Source organism: Chryseobacterium arthrosphaerae (assembly GCF_001684965.1).
In the GTDB taxonomy this organism is placed as follows: Bacteria; Bacteroidota; Bacteroidia; order Flavobacteriales; family Weeksellaceae; genus Chryseobacterium; species Chryseobacterium arthrosphaerae.
Map to the genome: position 1 here is coordinate 2,065,395 of NZ_MAYG01000001.1, position 17,767 is coordinate 2,083,161.

Here is a 17,767-nt window from a genome sequence, read left to right on the forward strand (position 1 = left end):
TTTTCTTCTATTTATTATTAAATACATACCTGATCCGTAACGGTGACTTTATGCTGCTTGGCAGATACCAGAATTGATTTCGGATCCACTTCGATCAATGTTTTTTTCTGTATAATATTATTCACCAGTATTTTGATCTCATCCACGTAATCTACATAGTACAGCTGCTCCAGATAATTCACCAGATGATTTACATTCAGCTCTACGTTGAAGTCAATATCTTTAGAATCTGTAAATGCCCACGGTGATATATATTTTTTAATATCTTCATCTAATTGCTGAGTATAGAATGTTTCGTCATACTGCTCAAAGAATTTAACTTTTGTTTCCACCTGGGCTTCCTTATAGTTAGGATTCACTACCTGAGCTTTCACATGCATGGTATTCAATTCATTCACATAATTCTGAATTTTATTCAGGCTGGCTCTGCTCACTCTGGGCTGATAGATATCAAAAGCATTTTTATTTTTAATATTCGGTACCACCATCAGGGTCACATGGCCGGGAGCCATATAGGATTTTTCAGAGGTATGATTCAGACATTTTACCTTGAAGACTTCCGGGAACTCCTGTAATACCAGCTGCTCGTAATCCCATTGGGTAATGGCCCTGTGCTTATGTCTTAATCTCTCACTCACCCGTCTGTAAAACTCCAGATCTGCTTCTTTATATTTACCGTCGAAAGAATTATACGGCTGGCTGACCGATTTTACCTGAGGGACTCTTGTGATAAGTTTAGCAATGGTTTTTGCTTCCAGTCCGTTATTCAGATGAGACAGGTCATTGTCCTGATTCTGGAATGTCGCTAAAACAGCCTGGGTATAGATTCCCTGAATTTTACATACCGCATCATAGCTTCTTTTTGACTTTGCCCTGATCCACACCAATCCGTCTGTAAACCTTGTGTGGCTGTTATTAATATCTCCCGGAATTTTGAACTTTACAATTCCTGATTCCAGAAATTTCCTGGTTTCATTCTGCAGCATATCATCTGAAAGATCAACCCATTTGTTTCCTGACAGGATATGCCATTCTATAAATTCTTTTTCTTCAAAGGTGTCCACCAAAGGGTTTTCGCTTCCTTCCAGCATCTGGATCAGCAGAGAAACCGTAGTTTTCGGCAGGGCTTCCAGACCGATGTATAATTCACCTCCGTTCTGGTGTACAGGTACAATACTTCCGGTTTCAGTTTCTTTTTCGTATTGTCCGAATACGTCTTCATGATACAGCTGTACGCCTTTTGTTTTTGAGGCTTCCCCGGCAGAATCTTTGCTTAAGTAGGAGTATACACTTTCTGTTGCGCTGTAATTAAGCTCTATATCTTCAGCAAAAGGAATGTAAGGTTCGTTGGGAATCAGTTTTTTCCTGGTCGGATCACTTGATAATGCCAGGGTATACAGTTTCGGATATACATCCTGTAATGATGACTGTTTCAGCGTTACCCTGATCGCACCGGCTGTTCCCGGTTCATTTGCTCCGCTGTTTACAGAAAACAGGGTTTTATAAGCGCCGTCTACCTTTTTAAAGACATCGATATCCTGAGCTTTGGTGTACCATATTTCTTTTTCCAGGAGTGCGGTATCTGCTTTAAAGTAATGATCATCATTTACAATGGATGGTCTTTCAGCTGCTTCAAATTCTTTTAAACTGATATTCTGATTGGGGCTGATGACGTATCCATCGTATAATTCTTTTATAGAATCGGGAGCGTTTTTCCAATTGATTGTAATGTCTGCTTTCTTCCATTTTTTGGAAAACATTTCAGGGCATCTGATATAAAAGTTAGATCCTGTAACAGGCTGTGCAGTGAACGGATAATAAGGTTTTTCCGAATTCAAGGCACCATTATCGTTTTCTATCTGAACAGATTTCACTCCTTTTACGTCAACCGATATTTCGATGTTTTTCAATGATTTTTCGGAAAGCGCTTCATACATCTCATAGTACTTTTCTCCTTCTATCATCAGCCTTACCACAGGAAGATCTGTCTGGAACGCTTCCGCATGCACTTCTTTATTGTATTTTACAACAGCAGGCTGGTGTTTAAATAAGGTGAAGGAAAGTTCCAGTTGGCTTTCTGTCCTGTCAATACATTTCAACGCAATTCCTGACAGCCATTCTTTTTCTCCGCTGCAAAGCACTTTGATATTATTTTCAATATCTTCTTTTGAAAGGTTTTGCAGCTTCTGTGTTGCATTTTTATTAAAAGTAATTTTAAGCGTGACTGTTCTTTCCCCTTCTTTCAAATCAAATAATGATGACGCCACGGAAAACCCAAGCCTGGCTTTTGGAAGTTTTTTATAAATAGATCTATCTGAATCAGTTTCAGCAGAGTTATATCCAAACGGCCACCAGTAGTTGCTGCCTTCAGGTAATTTTTCTCCCAGACCGTCTGCAGAATTGGCAACCCCGGCCATTCTGAGTTCCCCTTTTTCTACATCGTTCAGGAAACTTTTGATCTCAACTACTTTTGCCTGGTTGGCAATGAGCTCTTCTCCTGTTTTGTAAATCCGTTTTTTTCCCTTTACGTCTTTACCGCCATCCAGCAATGTTCCGCCCGGAATTTTTTCCTGAATTGCTTTTTTGGCCAGTTCAAAGATCACATAGACTTTATCTGCTCTGGCATCATTTTTCTCAATCTGAAGAATTTCATTATAATAAAAATCCAAATGCCTTTTCGTCAGATTATTGAAGGCTTTTTTTGAGAAATCCAACAGTTTCAAAAAGCAAACAAATAATGTGAGATGAGGGGTCAGATTGCTATCCTGTTCAAACCCGGACATAAGATCTGTAACCTGTTTTTTCATACTTTTATACTCAAGGCTTTCTCTACGTGGGACAACATCGGCATCATCCCCCAGGAAGAAGTTTCCCCAGTCTCCTTTCGGTTTTGTATTATCACTTTTGTCAAAGTAGTTTACACGCTGAGCAAAATTATTTGCGAATAATAGCCAGTCAAACAAATCGAAATCGTGTAATTCAAGATTGCCAGGATCTAGTTCTGCTAAAAAGCGCTGCATTTGTGATTTTCCTTCACGATAATGTGAAAATGTATCTGTTTTTTTCATTTGTTTATATTTATCTTTCTATGGTCAGATGCAATACTTAGTGTAGTGTTTGGTAGTATTCAAAATGGCTACAGACATCCCGTAATTCATTATATTTCGGTAGCTTCTCCTTTGTAGAAAGGAAAAACAATATTGCTTCTTGTATTAGTATTTCTTACTTCGTAGTCAACTTGGATCAGAACTTCGCCTTCAAGCTCATCCTGGGTATCAATTTCAATACTTAAAATGTTTATTCTGGGTTCGTGATATAAAATGGCACGTTCCACGATTCCCTTCATTTGAGTAGTTAACGTTAAGTCCAGAGGTTTAAAGAGCATTTCCTGCAGGTCACATCCATAGTTCGGGAACATGACACGTTCGCCGGGGCGTGTTGACAACAAAATTTTAAGACTGTTATTGATGTCTTCCACATCTGTGGTCATTGCCAGCTTTCCTTCAGTCTTGTTAAACTCAGGCGGAAAACTCCAGCCTGTTCCTAAAAAATCTGTATTTATTTTCATACGTTATTTGTTATATTTAATGTTAAACATCCTGCATCTGTAACATAGAGTTCCAGTTATTCTAACCGTTTTGTTATTGATGTTTTACGTTTTTATTTCCGGGAGGTACGATCCGGATAAGGTCAAAATAAGATCAACCTTCCTTCGCAGTTATCCACCGATTAAAACAGTAGCTTCGCCTGCGGAGATGACGCCTCCGTGAGCGGTAGAGTCTCCCATTCTTGCGGCTGGTTTCCCTCCTATCAAAACACTCGAGGATCCAGATGCGATGGTGTCTAACGGGCCTGTACATACTGCCTTGTCTCCTACTCTTGCTGCAGGTTTACCTCCGATCAGTACAGTAGGTTCTCCTGCCGGGATAACCGGTCCTCCTACATGGGGAACATTCCCTGTTACCATAGGACAGGTATGCATGTCTGTAATTCTTGCTGCCGGCTTCATGATTAATTAATTTTAACTTGAGATCCTTTTACGACTGTTACCGCTCCTGATTTAAGTTCGGTTCCTGAGCTTCCTTCTGCCTTTAACTGGGCACTGGCTTTTATATTGATATTGGTTCCTTCCATTTTGATGTCGCCTTTTGCTTTCATCTTAATGTCTTTTCCACTTTCTATACTGATACCGTCCTTATTAAGGATGAGAATATTAGAATGTTCGTCTTCTATTTTAATAATATCCGCATCTTCGTCCAAAATCACTTTTTTACCTTTTGGTGTTTCAAGGGTGTACGAAATTTTGTCATCATTAAAGATCATTTTCATTTCGCTACGGGTTACAAATCCTTTTTCGTGATTGTCATCAGAAGCTGTGATAGGAGCCGGTTTTGTACTGCTGTTCAGCATTCCCAGCACAACAGCATCGTTGGGATCGTCATTGATGAATCCGATAATCACCTCATCACCGATTTCCGGTCTGAAAAATGATCCCCTGTTTTCTCCGGCGTCAAGGGTGGCAATTCTTGCCCAGATTCCCTCTTCTTCATTATTAATGATGGGTATCTTTACCAGGATCCTGTCTTCACCATCCGGATCAGATTCCAATTGTGATACAATCCCCACATGTAATCCGCTGATGGCCGGAATAATTCCTGAACCGGGCATTTCGCTTATATCATAAGTTTCTGAGAACCATGTTGGAGAAAGCCCGAACTGCGCGTCTACCAGCCAGTTTCCTTCGGCAATTTCATGACGGATACCTGTTACGTATATTTTCCCGTTAAACCGGTCTCCCACTCCCTGCAGCGTTAAAGAAACTCCCGGTTTTACAGAAGGAATTCCCTGGAATTTTACTCTTCCTCTTGTTTTGGCCAGCTGCTGGAAGGTTGCTTTAGCATCGCTCCATTCCTGAAGCTCATCCTGGGTAAGGTTTCCGCCATGTTTCAGCTGAAGATCTTCAATTCCGAAAACATCGGCGAGGTCTCCGGATGAAAGATTTCCGTTGAGACTGATGCCCGGATCCTGAGCTTCCACTTCCGTCAGTTCCTGATCGGTATAATTCCATGTTTTGGCTGTAATTTTACTGAACTGGTCCCTGGCGTCGATTTCACCGTCAAATTCATGCACAGATGATCCGTAAACCACCGTTTCTACGGCTTCACCACTGAAATCAGGTTTAGCCACCCTGATGGTTCCATCGTCTACAAAGCAGAGTTTTCCGTTTGCCTGTGCCCTGGTCAGCATAAAGTCCCAATCGGAAGCCTGATACTGTACCAATTCCTTATGTGAGCCTGTAGTAGCCTCAACATCGGCCGTTGCACCGCTATTCCCGATGAGTTCTTCAATAATATCGCTGTCTTTACTGTCGTAGAAATATTTGCTTTTTCTACCTAAAGTCATTTTTACAGCTTTATCTCTGCATTCGATGATCAGGTAAGAAGAGCCACTTCTCACTTTTATATTGTGTTTTACAACAACTCCTTTAAAAATGGTTTCTTCTTCAGAATGGTATCCTGCTGTAATTTCAATTTCTTTTCCGGGAATTAGCAGCTGTTCATTACTTAGCTTAAAATCCTGCTCCGGAACACTTCCGTCTAAAATTACAATACGGGCATAAGAAATTCTGTTGACTTCTTTTTCTACAACAATGCTTTTTACCCCGTACTTTCCGGGTAACTCTTTTCCTCCGGACATCACTTTAAAAGTTACTAAGTCCGGATTTTTTGCTGTTTGTATATATCCGCTATTATTCATTTTATGAAACTTTTTCTATTGGCGGAAAGAATAACTCCTGTCCTGGAATTAATTGTCTGAAATTGACAAGACCATTTGCCTTTGCAACTTCCAAATAGTATTTAGAATCTCCGTAAATTCTTTCAGTCATTAATGGCAGTGTATCTCCATCTTGTACTGTTCTTTTGTGAGTAAGGTCCGGGGAACTTTTTTTTGCCATTCTTGCGGCAAGATCTTTACTAATCGATTCTAAGAAAGTCGCTTTACCTATAGCTCTTAAAGGACTTCCGTCTTTATTGAAAAGTTTATAATCAATGGTTAGTTCAGTAAGTGATCCTTCAAATTTAAATTTCCCCCAAGTAACAATAACGTTGTACGGCTTATGAATGGTTCCATTAAAATCTCCTGTTGCATTATAAAAATCATTTAATTGCTTTTCTACAGCAGTTTTACTGAAAGGTTTTTTACCTTTTATCTTATTTATAAGCTTGTTACCTGAATTCGGTTCTGTTACTCCCGTACCATCAAATAAAAATTCCAATTGTAAGATCTGAGGAGATTTTTTGATAAATTGTGAATTGGTTGCATTGGCACCTTCCTGGCTTTCGGTATTATACTCAACTTTATGCGTTAAAGAAAACCCTGTTGGATTAATAAGGGCTGTAAAAACAACACTCTCTTTTTCACCATAGCTGTTATCCTTATAAGTTTGTATTGTAACTTTTCCTGTTCCTCCCATTATCTTTCTTTTTTACGTTGTTCTATATTTACTATCTGCTCTACACTTTCACTTACTGCCCGCATGAGCTTTGCTTCGTCTACCGATGTTGCATTGGTCGTTGCTGTTGCTTTTTCGTCCACATTTATTTTAATGTGAAGCTCTTTTATTTCTATTGGCATTTCGTGTGTTTTTTAATTGATTTTCAATATTTAAAATTTTAAAAATCAATGATTTAACATATTATTTTAAAAAAATCCAAGCACATAAAGAGTCTGTTCAGCCTTGTGATAGACTAATCTGTTGTTCTTATGAAAAATTATTCTGCTAAAAGTTATCTTTAGACTAAAACACTCTCAAGTGCTTAGATTTGATTGAGAAATTACAAGCCTAAGCTCGCTAAGGATGAGGGTATCGTGAAATATCTGTATTTCAGTTCTATTGTTTCAATAGCAAGTTTGCTTTCTTCGGCGTTGAATTCTGAAACTTCCCATTTTACAGGGTATGCCCCAACGACATTCCAGACCATTAAAGGTGCTGTAGACTGAAGCCCGCCCGAAAGAGAAATGATCAGGTCTCTGGGTTCAAACTGGAAGTTTTCCATTGCATTTCTGCACCAGCTTATAAGTCCGGAACTTACGATTAATCCACGTTTAAGAACTAAATTGGGATATTTGGGTCTCAAAGGAAGCTGATGGGTAAATCTGTTTTCGCCTCCTTCGGCATATTCTTCAGTTCCAATTTCTGTGGATAAACCTGATATGGATTGAAATCTGGAATCAATACCCTCTGTTGTTGAAATCCCGTTAACAATAAAAGAGAAACTGGTTGGAGGATATAATAGAGCCATGATTAGTTATTTTCAATAGTTAATCCTTCGTGTGCAATTTCTAAGGTTTCCACGGCAACCTCATTACCTTCAGCTTTCAGATCTGTTGACTGTAATTTAAGCGGGAAGGCATTTTTTACTTTCCAGGTTACTGCAGGTTCTCCGTTCTCATCCAAAAGAGAAATCGTAATGGATCTGCGTTCTACCGTATTAAGCTGGATGGTTTTGAACCACTCAAAATATTCATTATCATTCTTGAAAGTTCCTCTTTTTAAGGTGATGTTACTGAAGCTCATCAATCCAGGCATTTTAATTTTGCTGAAGTCAGGGCTTGCTCCATGTCTGTATTCAATCAGAGCTGTTTCTGCATTCAGACCCGTTACTTCCTGGAATCCTATTTTTTTCCCGCCCCAATCTACTTCAAAGGCAAACTTTACTAATGGATATGTACTCATAATTTTATTGATATTTAATTGTTAGTATTTATTTTATGCTTCCTGTAATTTGTGTGAAAAACGCAGCACAATAAACTCAGCCGGACGAACTGCTGCCATACCGATCTCGATATTCATTCTGCCTTCAAGAATATCCTGTGCAGACATTGTTTTGTGCAGACCTACGCTTACATAATAAGCTTCTTCAGGCTTGCTTCCTGCCAAGGCTCCGTCTCTCCACTGCTGATCAAGGAAATTTTCGATCATGGTCTGTACACGAACCCAGGTATTGGCGGTATTCGGTTCAAAAACAAAACGTTCTGTAGCTTTTTTCACTGATTCTTCCACCATGTTGAAGAAACGACGTACGGAGATATATCTCCACTCATTGCTGTTTCCGTCTAATGTTCTTGCTCCCCAAACCAATGTTCCTTTTCCTGTGAAAGTTCTGATCGCATTGATTGATTTTCCGGCTGTAGAATCTACGTTCATATTTTCCTGCTCTTCATGAGAAATTTTCACTTTAGGAGCTACTACGAAGTTAAGGCTAACGTTAGCCGGAGATTTCCATACTCCTGAAGTGCTGTCTACTTTAGCATACACTCCTGCCATTGCTGATGATGGAGTCAGTACCACTTTTTTAGATGCAATTACTTTTTGAGCCAGGTTGTATAATTCAGAATTTTTTGTCTTTAACCATCCCAGGTTATTTTCACCCGTTTGCATTGTAACCGGTACAAGATCTCCTTCAGAATTAATTTCTTTATAGCTGTCGATTTTAACATCCTTATCATCATAGCTATAGCTTAAAACGGTTTCTAATTTCGGATAATACGCAGCTCCGTATTTTAAACGCTGACCACTTTGTCCTACACCAGGACCTGCAGCGCCTTTAAAGGACTCAACATTGTCAAGGACATCCATGATGACAAATCTGTCTTTCATTGATTCTGCCTGATCTAAAGCCAGTTCGTACACGTCATAGGCATCAGCGGCAGTTAAAGATTCAGCATCCGGGAAAACAATAAGTGTTGGCTCATCTTCTTTTTCCAGCGTAGCAAGAGCTTTTTCAAAATCAACTCTTTCTCCTTTAGTGGGATAACCTGCTGCTGTTCCTGCAGAAACAATATAACAAGGTCCACCGCCGTTAGCAAAATACATTTGCATCGCATAATACATTTTGAAAGGGCTTAGCTTGGTGTTATCTACATTGGCTGTTACAACAATATCTTCAATTGAAATAGAGATCGCTGTTTTTTCTTTGTTAGCTTTTCCAAAAACTGTTTCATATTCCAACATAGAAGAGATCCTTGTCGGCTCATTTTTTGGTCCTTTTTCCGTATACCCGATAAAAGCAGGGATAGCTGTTTCTACTTGTGCTACAGATGGTGGGAATTTCGCAGTTTCTTCTACGTAAACTCCAGGTGTTTTGTAATTCATTTGTTAAAAATTTAAAGTTAATATTAGTTATTTTCAATAGTTAATCCTTCGTGTGCAATTTCTAAGGTTTCAACGGCAACCTCATTACCTTCAGCTTTCAGATCTGTTGACTGTAATTTAAGCGGGAAGGCATTTTTCACTTTCCAGGTTACTGCAGGTTCTCCGTTCTCATCCAAAAGAGAAATCGTAATGGATCTGCGTTCTACCGTATTAAGCTGGATGGTTTTGAACCACTCAAAATATTCATTATCATTCTTGAAAGTTCCTCTTTTTAAGGTGATGTTACTGAAGCTCATCAATCCAGGCATTTTAATTTTGCTGAAGTCAGGGCTTGCTCCATGTCTGTATTCAATCAGAGCTGTTTCTGCATTCAGACCCGTTACTTCCTGGAATCCTATTTTTTTCCCGCCCCAATCTACTTCAAAGGCAAACTTTACTAATGGATATGTACTCATAATTTTATTGATATTTAATTGTTAGTATTTATTTTATGCTTCCTGTAATTTGTGTGAAAAACGCAGCACAATAAACTCAGCCGGACGCACTGCTGCCATACCGATCTCGATATTCATTCTGCCTTCAAGAATATCCTGTGCAGACATTGTTTTGTGCAGACCTACACTTACATAATAAGCTTCTTCAGGCTTGCTTCCTGCCAAAGCTCCGTCTCTCCACTGCTGATCAAGGAAATTTTCTATCATGGTCTGTACACGAACCCAGGTATTGGCGGTATTCGGTTCAAAGACAAAACGTTCCGTAGCTTTCTTCACTGATTCTTCCACCATGTTGAAGAAACGACGTACTGAGATATATCTCCACTCATTGCTGTTTCCGTCTAACGTTCTTGCTCCCCAAACCAATGTTCCTTTTCCTGTGAAAGTTCTGATCGCATTGATTGATTTTCCGGCTGTAGAATCTATATTCAGCATATCCTGATCTTTGTTGGAAATTTTTACTGCCGGTCCATCTACAAGGTTAAATCCAAGGTTAGCCGGAGATTTCCATACTCCTGAAGTACCGTCTACTTTTGCATATGCTCCTGCCATTGCCGATGATGGTGCCAGTACTACCTGTACAGACTCAATTGCTTTTTTAGCCTGATTATACAATTCAGAATTAGCAGATTTCAGATCAGATAATTTTGAGACACCAGATGCACCGGTAACTACAACATCAGCATCTTTGAAATCATAGCTTAAAACAGTTTTCAGTTTCGGATAATAGGCTGCACCATATTTTAAATGTAAAGAAGAAACTTTATCTCTGAAAGCAGCAGCATCTCCAAGAACATCCATAATGACAAATCTGTCTTTCAATGCTCCTGCTTGATCTAAAGCCTTATTGTACACAGAGTATACTTCTGCGATAGCAGCTGTATTTCCGGCTCTGGTAGAAAGTTTGTTTTTAACTGCAACAGTATCCGATTCAATGGCTGAAGCTGTATCAGAATCTATTTCATAAGCAGTATAAATATTCTGAGCAGCAGCTTTAACAGTAGGAACGGTAGCACCTGGAACAGCAGCAGCAGCTTTCACAGCAACTAAGATAATCTGGCCGAGCTTAGCACTTGCAGCCTGTAAATAGTTAGGATTAGGAACATTAAACTCAGCAACTTTAGCTTCAGCAGCGGCAACAGCAGCTTGTACAGTAGCACCTGCAACAGCCTCTGTAACAATATTTGCAATACTTTTAAGCGAAGAAGTAATAACTTTACTATTTAACGCTGTAGTACTAGCAGCAGAAGCGGCAGCAACATCACCGGTAGAAGGAACTAAACCTTGAAGATCCGGGAAAACAATCAGGGTAGGTTCATCTTCTCTTTTTAACAGCTCAAGACCATATAATAAAGTTCCTGCTGTTGTAGGGAGCCCTACCGTCACGGCACCTGTGTAATCTCCTACAGATACGATATAGCAAGGGCCACCGCCATTGGCAAAGTACATCTGCATGGCATAATACATTTTAAAGTCATTGACCTTGGTCTGCATTGCTGTTGCTTCACCATCTTTGAAAATTACAGCGAAGTTTTCCGGATTTGCTTTTCCGAAAAGGTCTTCGTACTCCAGCATAGAAGAGATTCTTGTTGGTGCATTTTTGGGTCCTTTTGCCGTATATCCGATAAAAGCAGGAATCGCTGTTTCAACTTGCGCTACGGAAGGTGGAAAATTCGCCTCTTCCTCCACGTAAACGCCAGGGGTTTTGTAATTCATTTGTTAAAAATTTTAAGTTAATATTAATTATTCCACGAAGTACAACTTCGAATGTTCATTTGTGATTGATTGGTTTTTACGCTTTTTGTAATTTGTGTGAGAATTTCAACACAATAAATTCTGCCGGACGTACTAATGCGATTCTAATTGTAGTTTCCATTGTATGGGTATCTTTGATCCCCTTAATGATAACTTCATAAGCTTCTTTCGGTTTATTGCCGGCTAATGCGCCATCCATCCATTGCTGATGAAGAAAGTTTTCTATTGTATTTTTTGCCCGCAGCCATGTATGTTCTGTATTGGGTCTTTTGATAAATTTGGCGAGTGCATCGTTTACAGACTGTCTGAGCATATCATAATATCGGCGCACCTGTATGTACTTCCATGTGTTATCTTTCTCATCTTTCTGATCCTGCCCGTCAACTGTTCTGGCTCCCCATACTAAGGTTCCTTTTCCAGTAAAGGTTCTGATCGCATTGATTGATTTTCCGGAAATATGAGTATGCATACCCGCCTGTTCCTGATCAGAAATTTTTTCTGTAGGGGCCATTACATAATTAAGGCTTACATTGGCCGGAGCTTTCCACACTCCTCTTGTACTGTCTACTCTGCCATACACTCCTGCCATGGCTGATGACGGGGGTAAGACCATTCTTAATGACTGTATTTCCTGTTTTATATGGTTGTACAATGCTGAATTGGATGATTCCAGGTTCTTAAGGCTTATTCCGCTTGCCGCACCTCTTTCATCTTTTACTCCCAGAATTGCTGTTTTTAATGCTTCAAACTCTCCACTAAAGACCGGTTCATCTTCATTTAAATCATCAGGGTTAATAAAATCATCTATAATCCCTTCATATATGGCATCCAGCACTACTTCTGCCTCAACAATGGCTGCCGTTAAAGTATCTTTTCCAGTACCGGGATCAGCTGTTTCATGTATTTCTTCTGCAATGGCAACAGCCTGGCTCAGCAGATCGGCAAGTACATAAGCATTCGCAGACCTGATTGAGATTTCCTCACTTGCCAGTCTCTTTAACTCATCCAAGGCGGCAATCTCTTTGGCATAAAAAACAGCACTATCCTGTCCGGACGCCTGCAGACCGGTATGTACTATGGCTGCATTCTCGTCAAAAGTATAATTCAAAACGGTTTTTAAATGCGGGAAATACGCTGCAGCATGGCTGGTGAGGTTTATTTTTTTTCCAAAATTATCAATGGTATTGAAACCGTCTGAAAGGGTTTCAGAGTTTCCGTAATAGGTATCTAACAGGGCAAATCTGTTTTTTGATTCAATTCCCAACTTACTGATCACTTCATTATAAATCTCATAGAAATCAGATTCACTGGTCAATGAGACTGCATCAGGCAATATAATAAGGGCAGGTTCTATTATGGCTTCAACGATTCCCAATCCCTGCTGAAGTGATGATAATGAGACTTCTCCTTCTGAAGGATACGGGCCTACAGAAAAAATATAACACGGGCCTCCACCATTCGCAAAATACATCTGAAGGGAGTAGTACATTAAAAATTTTGCCTGAGGAGCCACAAGAGTTGTTCCTTTTCCTTCTACATCTTTCAGCTGGATATTTTCTTTTTTTGCTTTTCCAAAAAGTAATTCATAATCCAGAAGAGAATTGATTTTTAACGGCTTATTATTGCCGGCAGGTACAAGTTCAGTATATCCTATGAATACCGGTACAGCTGTTTCTATTAATGCAACGGAATGTGGAAGTGTAGCAATTTCTTCAACTGACACACCCGGTGTTGTTGGATTCGACATGTTTAAAAAATTTAAGTTAAAGGTTATTAGTTTTTTGTTTTTATTTTTATGGTCAATTAATTTTAAACTCTTTTATATTAACGTCTTTAATTAATTTAACAGAAGTAGTATTTTTCGCCACAATTTTTATTATACTGATTTTATATAATACAGAAGGCATTACCTTTCCGCCTAATAATCCCCAGACGTAGCTTAGCTGTTCAAAAGGAACGGAATGCAGCTCTATTCTGAAACTGAAATCTTTCGTCCTGTCATCAGAATCATCCTGATAGTTCAGCGTACTGTTGGTCTGAAAAATTTCGATCACTTTTGAAATATTGGCCAAAGATTTGGCATAGGAAGATCTGTTTGCAGAAACCATTGCGTAAAGATTTAAATAGGCCGGAGTACTTTCCATATTTATTTCATCCTGTGTCTGTGGTGTCAGATACCTGGAACTGTTTTTTAATGTTGATTCTTCTTCAACGTTTACCAATGTAATGACTACTTTATTTTCAATACCTGAAGCTTCACTGTCATGTTTTGAAATGTCATCCAAAACCACAACGATTTCCCCCGGAATATCCTCAAATTCTCCTGAATTGTTCAGATGATCTTTTAAAACTGTTAATACTTTATTAATCATAATTTCTGTTCTTAATTATTATGGTGCAAACATACAATCCCTCCCATCCAAAAGACAAATATTTTGAGGTATCAATACAGTCTTTGCAGTAAATAGGATTTTTACCTTTTTTAAAAAAAACAAAAAAAATATCCTACAAAAAACTTAAAATCAATTATTTAAATACAAGTTTGAAAAACAAAAAAATGAGTCCGGGTATTTTTCAGGTCAGATGGTGATCAGATTTGAGGTAGCCTGTTCAACCGGATTGTATCAATGAAAAACCGCTCTGCTTCAATATAGAAATTACCTTTAACCAGGCTATTGTTGACAGGATTTTCTAAATGTTTTTTTAAATCAATATACCGTCAGTAATTCCATCCGCCGTTCAGCTGTTATCTGAAATATCCGTTTTTAAAGATGATCATCTATTGTACAGTTTCTTCTGTCAAATGTATCAGCTTCCAACACAGAATCATCTCTGAAAACTGTCAGCCCGTATCATCAGGAAGCGGTTTGGATATCTACTGCAAAGACAGAACAGAGGGACCTTATAATTCGTAAAATGGTTTTTCAACTTCTAATTTTGACCCCAATAATTTTAAAAACTTTAATCATATGAACATCAAAAATCTTTTTGGCAAGCGCAATGAAATCATTGGCGGCCATTTCAATGAATTACGTGCAAAACTGGGTGTAGCGAATCAAAATGAAGAAGCCATTTTCTCTTTAAGAGAAGAAATCTGTAATGCATGCCCCTTAAAAAACGGCAACAACTGTAACGCTGTAAAATGGATGGATCCTAATACCTTAGACGTTGCAGACGGACCAAAAGACGGATATATCAGAGGATGCGGATGCAGATTGAGCGCCAAACAGAGATCAAAATTAAGCCTTTGCCCTGCAGGTTTCTGGGGTGGGGAATTTGATCAGAAATAAAAGTAATCGCCTACCGGTATTGTATAACTAAAATCTATAAAAGTGAATCAGGATCATATCATTCAGAAAGTTTTTGTTGAAATTACAGTCAACAATAAGGAAAAGGCATTGGATATAAAGGAGGATATCAACAGCTTTTTGTCTATTGATGTTTTTCCGGAAATAGAAAAGTATATCAATACCCTGGAATACGAACTGGCCGGCCAAACCCTGCAGATTCCAAAGTTAGCACTGAATCTGGATATAAAAAGCAGTGCCCTGGATTCAGAATTAAAAGATAAAATTGTTCAGCTTTTCCGGGAAGAGATCTCTGAAATATCCTTGCCGGCTCAAGGTTTAAAGCAGGAAACAGAAGACGGATCTAAAGCTTATTTACTTGATCAACAGGAGAAAACGGTACAGGCTTTTCTGTTTTTTTTAGAAAAAGGATATATGCCATGGTGGAATCCGGAACGGAAAGGCACCAGCTTTCTGGAACCGGCGGTATTTGATACCATGATCCTGGCCAAAAATTTCGAAAAAAGGATCCTTCCACTTCTGTCAAAGCAAAATGTTCAGGACCGGATGATCAATCAGCTTTCAAACGAGCAGATGGCCCGGTTATGTCTGGCCGTTTTAAGGAATAAGGAATTAAAAATCAATCTGGAAACCGGTGTGATTCATCATCTGTCAACGCTGAATCATAGCGACAGGATCATCATCTGGAAACTTATTTACAATGTATTGTCTGAATACCTGAAACCATCCGGAATCAACAATCTGCAGGAATATCTTGCACAACAGCTATCAAAGGTAGAAACAGCAGGCTTTACAAAAACGAAAAGCAGCCGGCAGAAATGGGAAACGGTAATGAAGCTATTTCCTTCCATGAAAGAAAATGAAATTGCCGAATGCATCAAAAACAATACAAAAGATTATTCTGAGAACACAAAGAGTGTGATGGAAACAATTGAGATTGAACAAAGGAATGAATCTGTGCGGGAAGATCCGGATGAGAACGACGGGCAATATATTCAAAATGCAGGGCTTATTCTGATCCATCCCTTCATCAAAACGTTTTTTGAACACTGTAATCTCCTTGATCCCAAAACCCAGCAGCTTCTTGATCCTGAATTGTGCGCCCATTTATTACATTATATCGCTACCGGAAATACCAATGCCCCTGAATACGATATGGTTTTTGAAAAATTCCTGTGCAATATTCCTACGAATCAGAGTATCAGCAGGCATATCAAACTTTCACGGCAACACAAAGAACAAGCTGAAAATGTAATAGAAAGTGTTCAGCACAACTGGGCTCCGATGAGAAAATCATCTGCAGCATTATTACAAAACGAATTTTTCCAACGTTCAGGTAAACTGGTAATCACCGATTACGATTACACTCTTACAGTAGAACGAAAAACACAGGATATTTTACTTGATAAGCTTGCCTGGGGAATCGGCCTTGTGAAACTGCCATGGCAGGAGAAATTCATATTTATAAACTGGTAATGCCCGATTGCTTCCTTAATATCCTACCATTGATTTTTCATCAGGAAAACCACTCACTGCATCAATATTAATTCAAAATAAAATTATGAAATCTCTTATCAACCATGAAAAGGAAACATTAGTAAAAACAGTCGTTCATGAAAAAGCAGAAATCAGTGATCATGCATTTCAGAACGGCAATGTGAATCACCGGTCTTTAAATGAAGAAATGCAATGGCTGCAGTGGCTGATTGAAATGCGATGCAGGGATTTGTTTTTAGAGGATGATACAGAAGTACACGTTGCTCATGATGTGCCTGAACCTTCAAAATTTGATGACGAATCGCCTTATTCGGTTACGATCAACACGCTCCGGCTTACCGCTGTAGACAGGGTGATTCTGGCACTGGGCATTGCTTCGTCCCATTATCCGTCCATACTGAAAACATTTGTACAGATAGAAGAAAGCAGTAATGCATTTGCTATTGAAGCAGGAGGTGAATACAATAAGGTCAGCCGAAGCTTCAAGCCGACTTTTCAGACTGCACTTTTTCTGCTCGCAGGCAAAGATCTGTCATTGTGGTCACATTACAGCTCCCAGCTGATCAGTGGCAGTGTACTCTTACAAAACGACATTATTTACAACCGTTCTTCAACGGAATTCATTCATGGAAAAATTGAACTGGATACAGCGTATCTCAACTATTTTTTATCCGGTCAGAAACCGCAGTTAGACCATGGTTCCTATTTTCCGGGGAAACTTTACAGATCTGATCTCACAATGGATGATATTATTCTGGAAGAAAATGTAAGAGAGCAGATAAAACCCATCGGATATTATATCAAAGCGTTGGAAAACGGCTTTTTCAAGACCGGTGATCACAGTTTCAAACCAGGCTTTATGGCTTTATTCTATGGGGCTCCGGGAACCGGAAAAACAATGCTGGCAGGAATTCTTGCCAATACGTACGGTATCGATATGTACCATGTAGATCTTTCTCAGGTGGTCAGCAAATATATTGGTGAAACTGAGAAAAATCTTGAAGTCCTGTTCAACAGGCTGCAGGGTAAAAACTGTATGTTGTTTTTTGATGAAGCTGATGCCCTGTTTGGAAAACGTTCGGATGTAAAAGATGCCCATGACCGCTATGCCAACCAGGAGGTATCCTACCTATTGCAGCGGATAGAAAAGTTTGACGGATTAACAATTCTGGCTTCCAATTTTGAAAACAATATGGACGATGCTTTCAAGCGCCGTATAGATGTATCTGTAAATGTAATACGACCCACGGAACCTACCAGAGAAAGCCTCTGGAAGCATTATCTCCCTAAAAATATAACCTTTGAAAGTGATGAACTATTAAAATATCTAACAAAAGAGTATTCTTACACCGGTGCTAATATCCGCAATATTATGAAGAATGTGCTGATGGCTTTATATGACCGCAATGAAACCATTATTACGTATTCATTACTAAGCACTTATCTAATGATAGAAAACGAAAAGGCTTTTGGAAAAAACCAGTCCCGTCTCAGCCCGTTTGTACCAAAATCAGAATAACTCCTTAGCACAACATAATATACTCATCTAATAACCA

General features: G+C 39.0%; 16 protein-coding genes. 3 read left to right on the forward strand and 13 right to left on the reverse strand.

Translation table 11 applies throughout. The features are described 5' to 3' along the window. Positions 1-17 precede the first annotated feature (17 nt). The 13 genes from BBI00_RS09335 to BBI00_RS09390 form a co-directional block, all read right to left on the reverse strand. Entirely contained in the window at positions 18-3,068 is a 3,051-nt protein-coding gene (locus BBI00_RS09335; RefSeq protein WP_065398507.1) for a baseplate J/gp47 family protein, read from the reverse strand. A gap of 89 nt (positions 3,069-3,157) precedes the next feature. After that, complete coding sequence (locus tag BBI00_RS09340; RefSeq protein WP_065398508.1) at positions 3,158-3,568, reverse strand: GPW/gp25 family protein; 411 nt, start codon at positions 3,566-3,568, stop codon at positions 3,158-3,160. Positions 3,569-3,718: 150 nt separating this feature from the next. Then, positions 3,719-4,009, reverse strand: coding sequence for a PAAR domain-containing protein (locus BBI00_RS09345; protein WP_065398509.1), 291 nt, complete (start codon positions 4,007-4,009; stop codon positions 3,719-3,721). A 2-nt stretch (positions 4,010-4,011) separates the two neighbouring features. After that, positions 4,012-5,757 carry a type VI secretion system tip protein VgrG gene (gene vgrG / locus BBI00_RS09350; protein WP_065398510.1) on the reverse strand — a complete coding sequence of 582 codons (1,746 nt, stop codon included), beginning with the start codon at positions 5,755-5,757 and terminating at the stop codon, positions 4,012-4,014. Between the two features lies 1 nt (position 5,758). Then, positions 5,759-6,475: a CIS tube protein gene (locus BBI00_RS09355; protein ID WP_065398511.1), complete on the reverse strand. Its 717-nt coding sequence runs from the start codon at positions 6,473-6,475 to the stop codon at positions 5,759-5,761. Next, complete coding sequence (locus BBI00_RS23300; RefSeq protein WP_165602511.1) at positions 6,475-6,636, reverse strand: DUF5908 family protein; 162 nt, start codon at positions 6,634-6,636, stop codon at positions 6,475-6,477. The genes BBI00_RS09355 and BBI00_RS23300 overlap by 1 nt, the downstream gene beginning before the upstream one ends. Before the next feature lie 200 nt (positions 6,637-6,836). Next, on the reverse strand, positions 6,837-7,304 hold the full coding sequence (locus tag BBI00_RS09360) for a phage tail protein (protein WP_065398512.1): 468 nt from the start codon (positions 7,302-7,304) through the stop codon (positions 6,837-6,839). A gap of 2 nt (positions 7,305-7,306) precedes the next feature. Next, positions 7,307-7,738 carry a phage tail protein gene (locus BBI00_RS09365; RefSeq protein ID WP_065398513.1) on the reverse strand — a complete coding sequence of 144 codons (432 nt, stop codon included), beginning with the start codon at positions 7,736-7,738 and terminating at the stop codon, positions 7,307-7,309. A 33-nt stretch (positions 7,739-7,771) separates the two neighbouring features. Beyond that, on the reverse strand, positions 7,772-9,157 hold the full coding sequence (locus BBI00_RS09370) for a phage tail sheath family protein (RefSeq protein ID WP_065398514.1): 1,386 nt from the start codon (positions 9,155-9,157) through the stop codon (positions 7,772-7,774). 23 nt (positions 9,158-9,180) lie between these two features. Beyond that, entirely contained in the window at positions 9,181-9,612 is a 432-nt protein-coding gene (locus tag BBI00_RS09375; protein ID WP_065398513.1) for a phage tail protein, read from the reverse strand. Positions 9,613-9,645: 33 nt separating this feature from the next. Then, positions 9,646-11,367 (reverse strand): phage tail sheath family protein, encoded by a 1,722-nt coding sequence (locus tag BBI00_RS23570; RefSeq protein ID WP_065398515.1) that lies wholly within the window; start codon positions 11,365-11,367, stop codon positions 9,646-9,648. 76 nt (positions 11,368-11,443) lie between these two features. Beyond that, complete coding sequence (locus tag BBI00_RS09385; RefSeq protein WP_065398516.1) at positions 11,444-13,153, reverse strand: phage tail sheath family protein; 1,710 nt, start codon at positions 13,151-13,153, stop codon at positions 11,444-11,446. Positions 13,154-13,205: 52 nt separating this feature from the next. Continuing rightward, positions 13,206-13,778, reverse strand: a complete 573-nt coding sequence (locus BBI00_RS09390; protein ID WP_065398517.1) for a DUF4255 domain-containing protein — start codon at positions 13,776-13,778, stop codon at positions 13,206-13,208. A 597-nt stretch (positions 13,779-14,375) separates the two neighbouring features. Between BBI00_RS09390 and BBI00_RS09395 the strand changes: the two genes are divergently transcribed. The 3 genes from BBI00_RS09395 (at position 14,376) to BBI00_RS09405 (ending at position 17,730) form a co-directional block, all read left to right on the forward strand. Continuing rightward, the gene (locus BBI00_RS09395; RefSeq protein WP_065398518.1) at positions 14,376-14,696 is read left to right on the forward strand and encodes a hypothetical protein; all 321 of its coding nucleotides are present in this window, start codon (positions 14,376-14,378) and stop codon (positions 14,694-14,696) included. Between the two features lie 42 nt (positions 14,697-14,738). Then, on the forward strand, positions 14,739-16,190 hold the full coding sequence (locus tag BBI00_RS09400) for a contractile injection system tape measure protein (protein ID WP_065398519.1): 1,452 nt from the start codon (positions 14,739-14,741) through the stop codon (positions 16,188-16,190). Positions 16,191-16,275: 85 nt separating this feature from the next. Continuing rightward, complete coding sequence (locus tag BBI00_RS09405) at positions 16,276-17,730, forward strand: ATP-binding protein (protein WP_065398520.1); 1,455 nt, start codon at positions 16,276-16,278, stop codon at positions 17,728-17,730. The last annotated feature ends 37 nt before the right edge of the window (positions 17,731-17,767 follow it).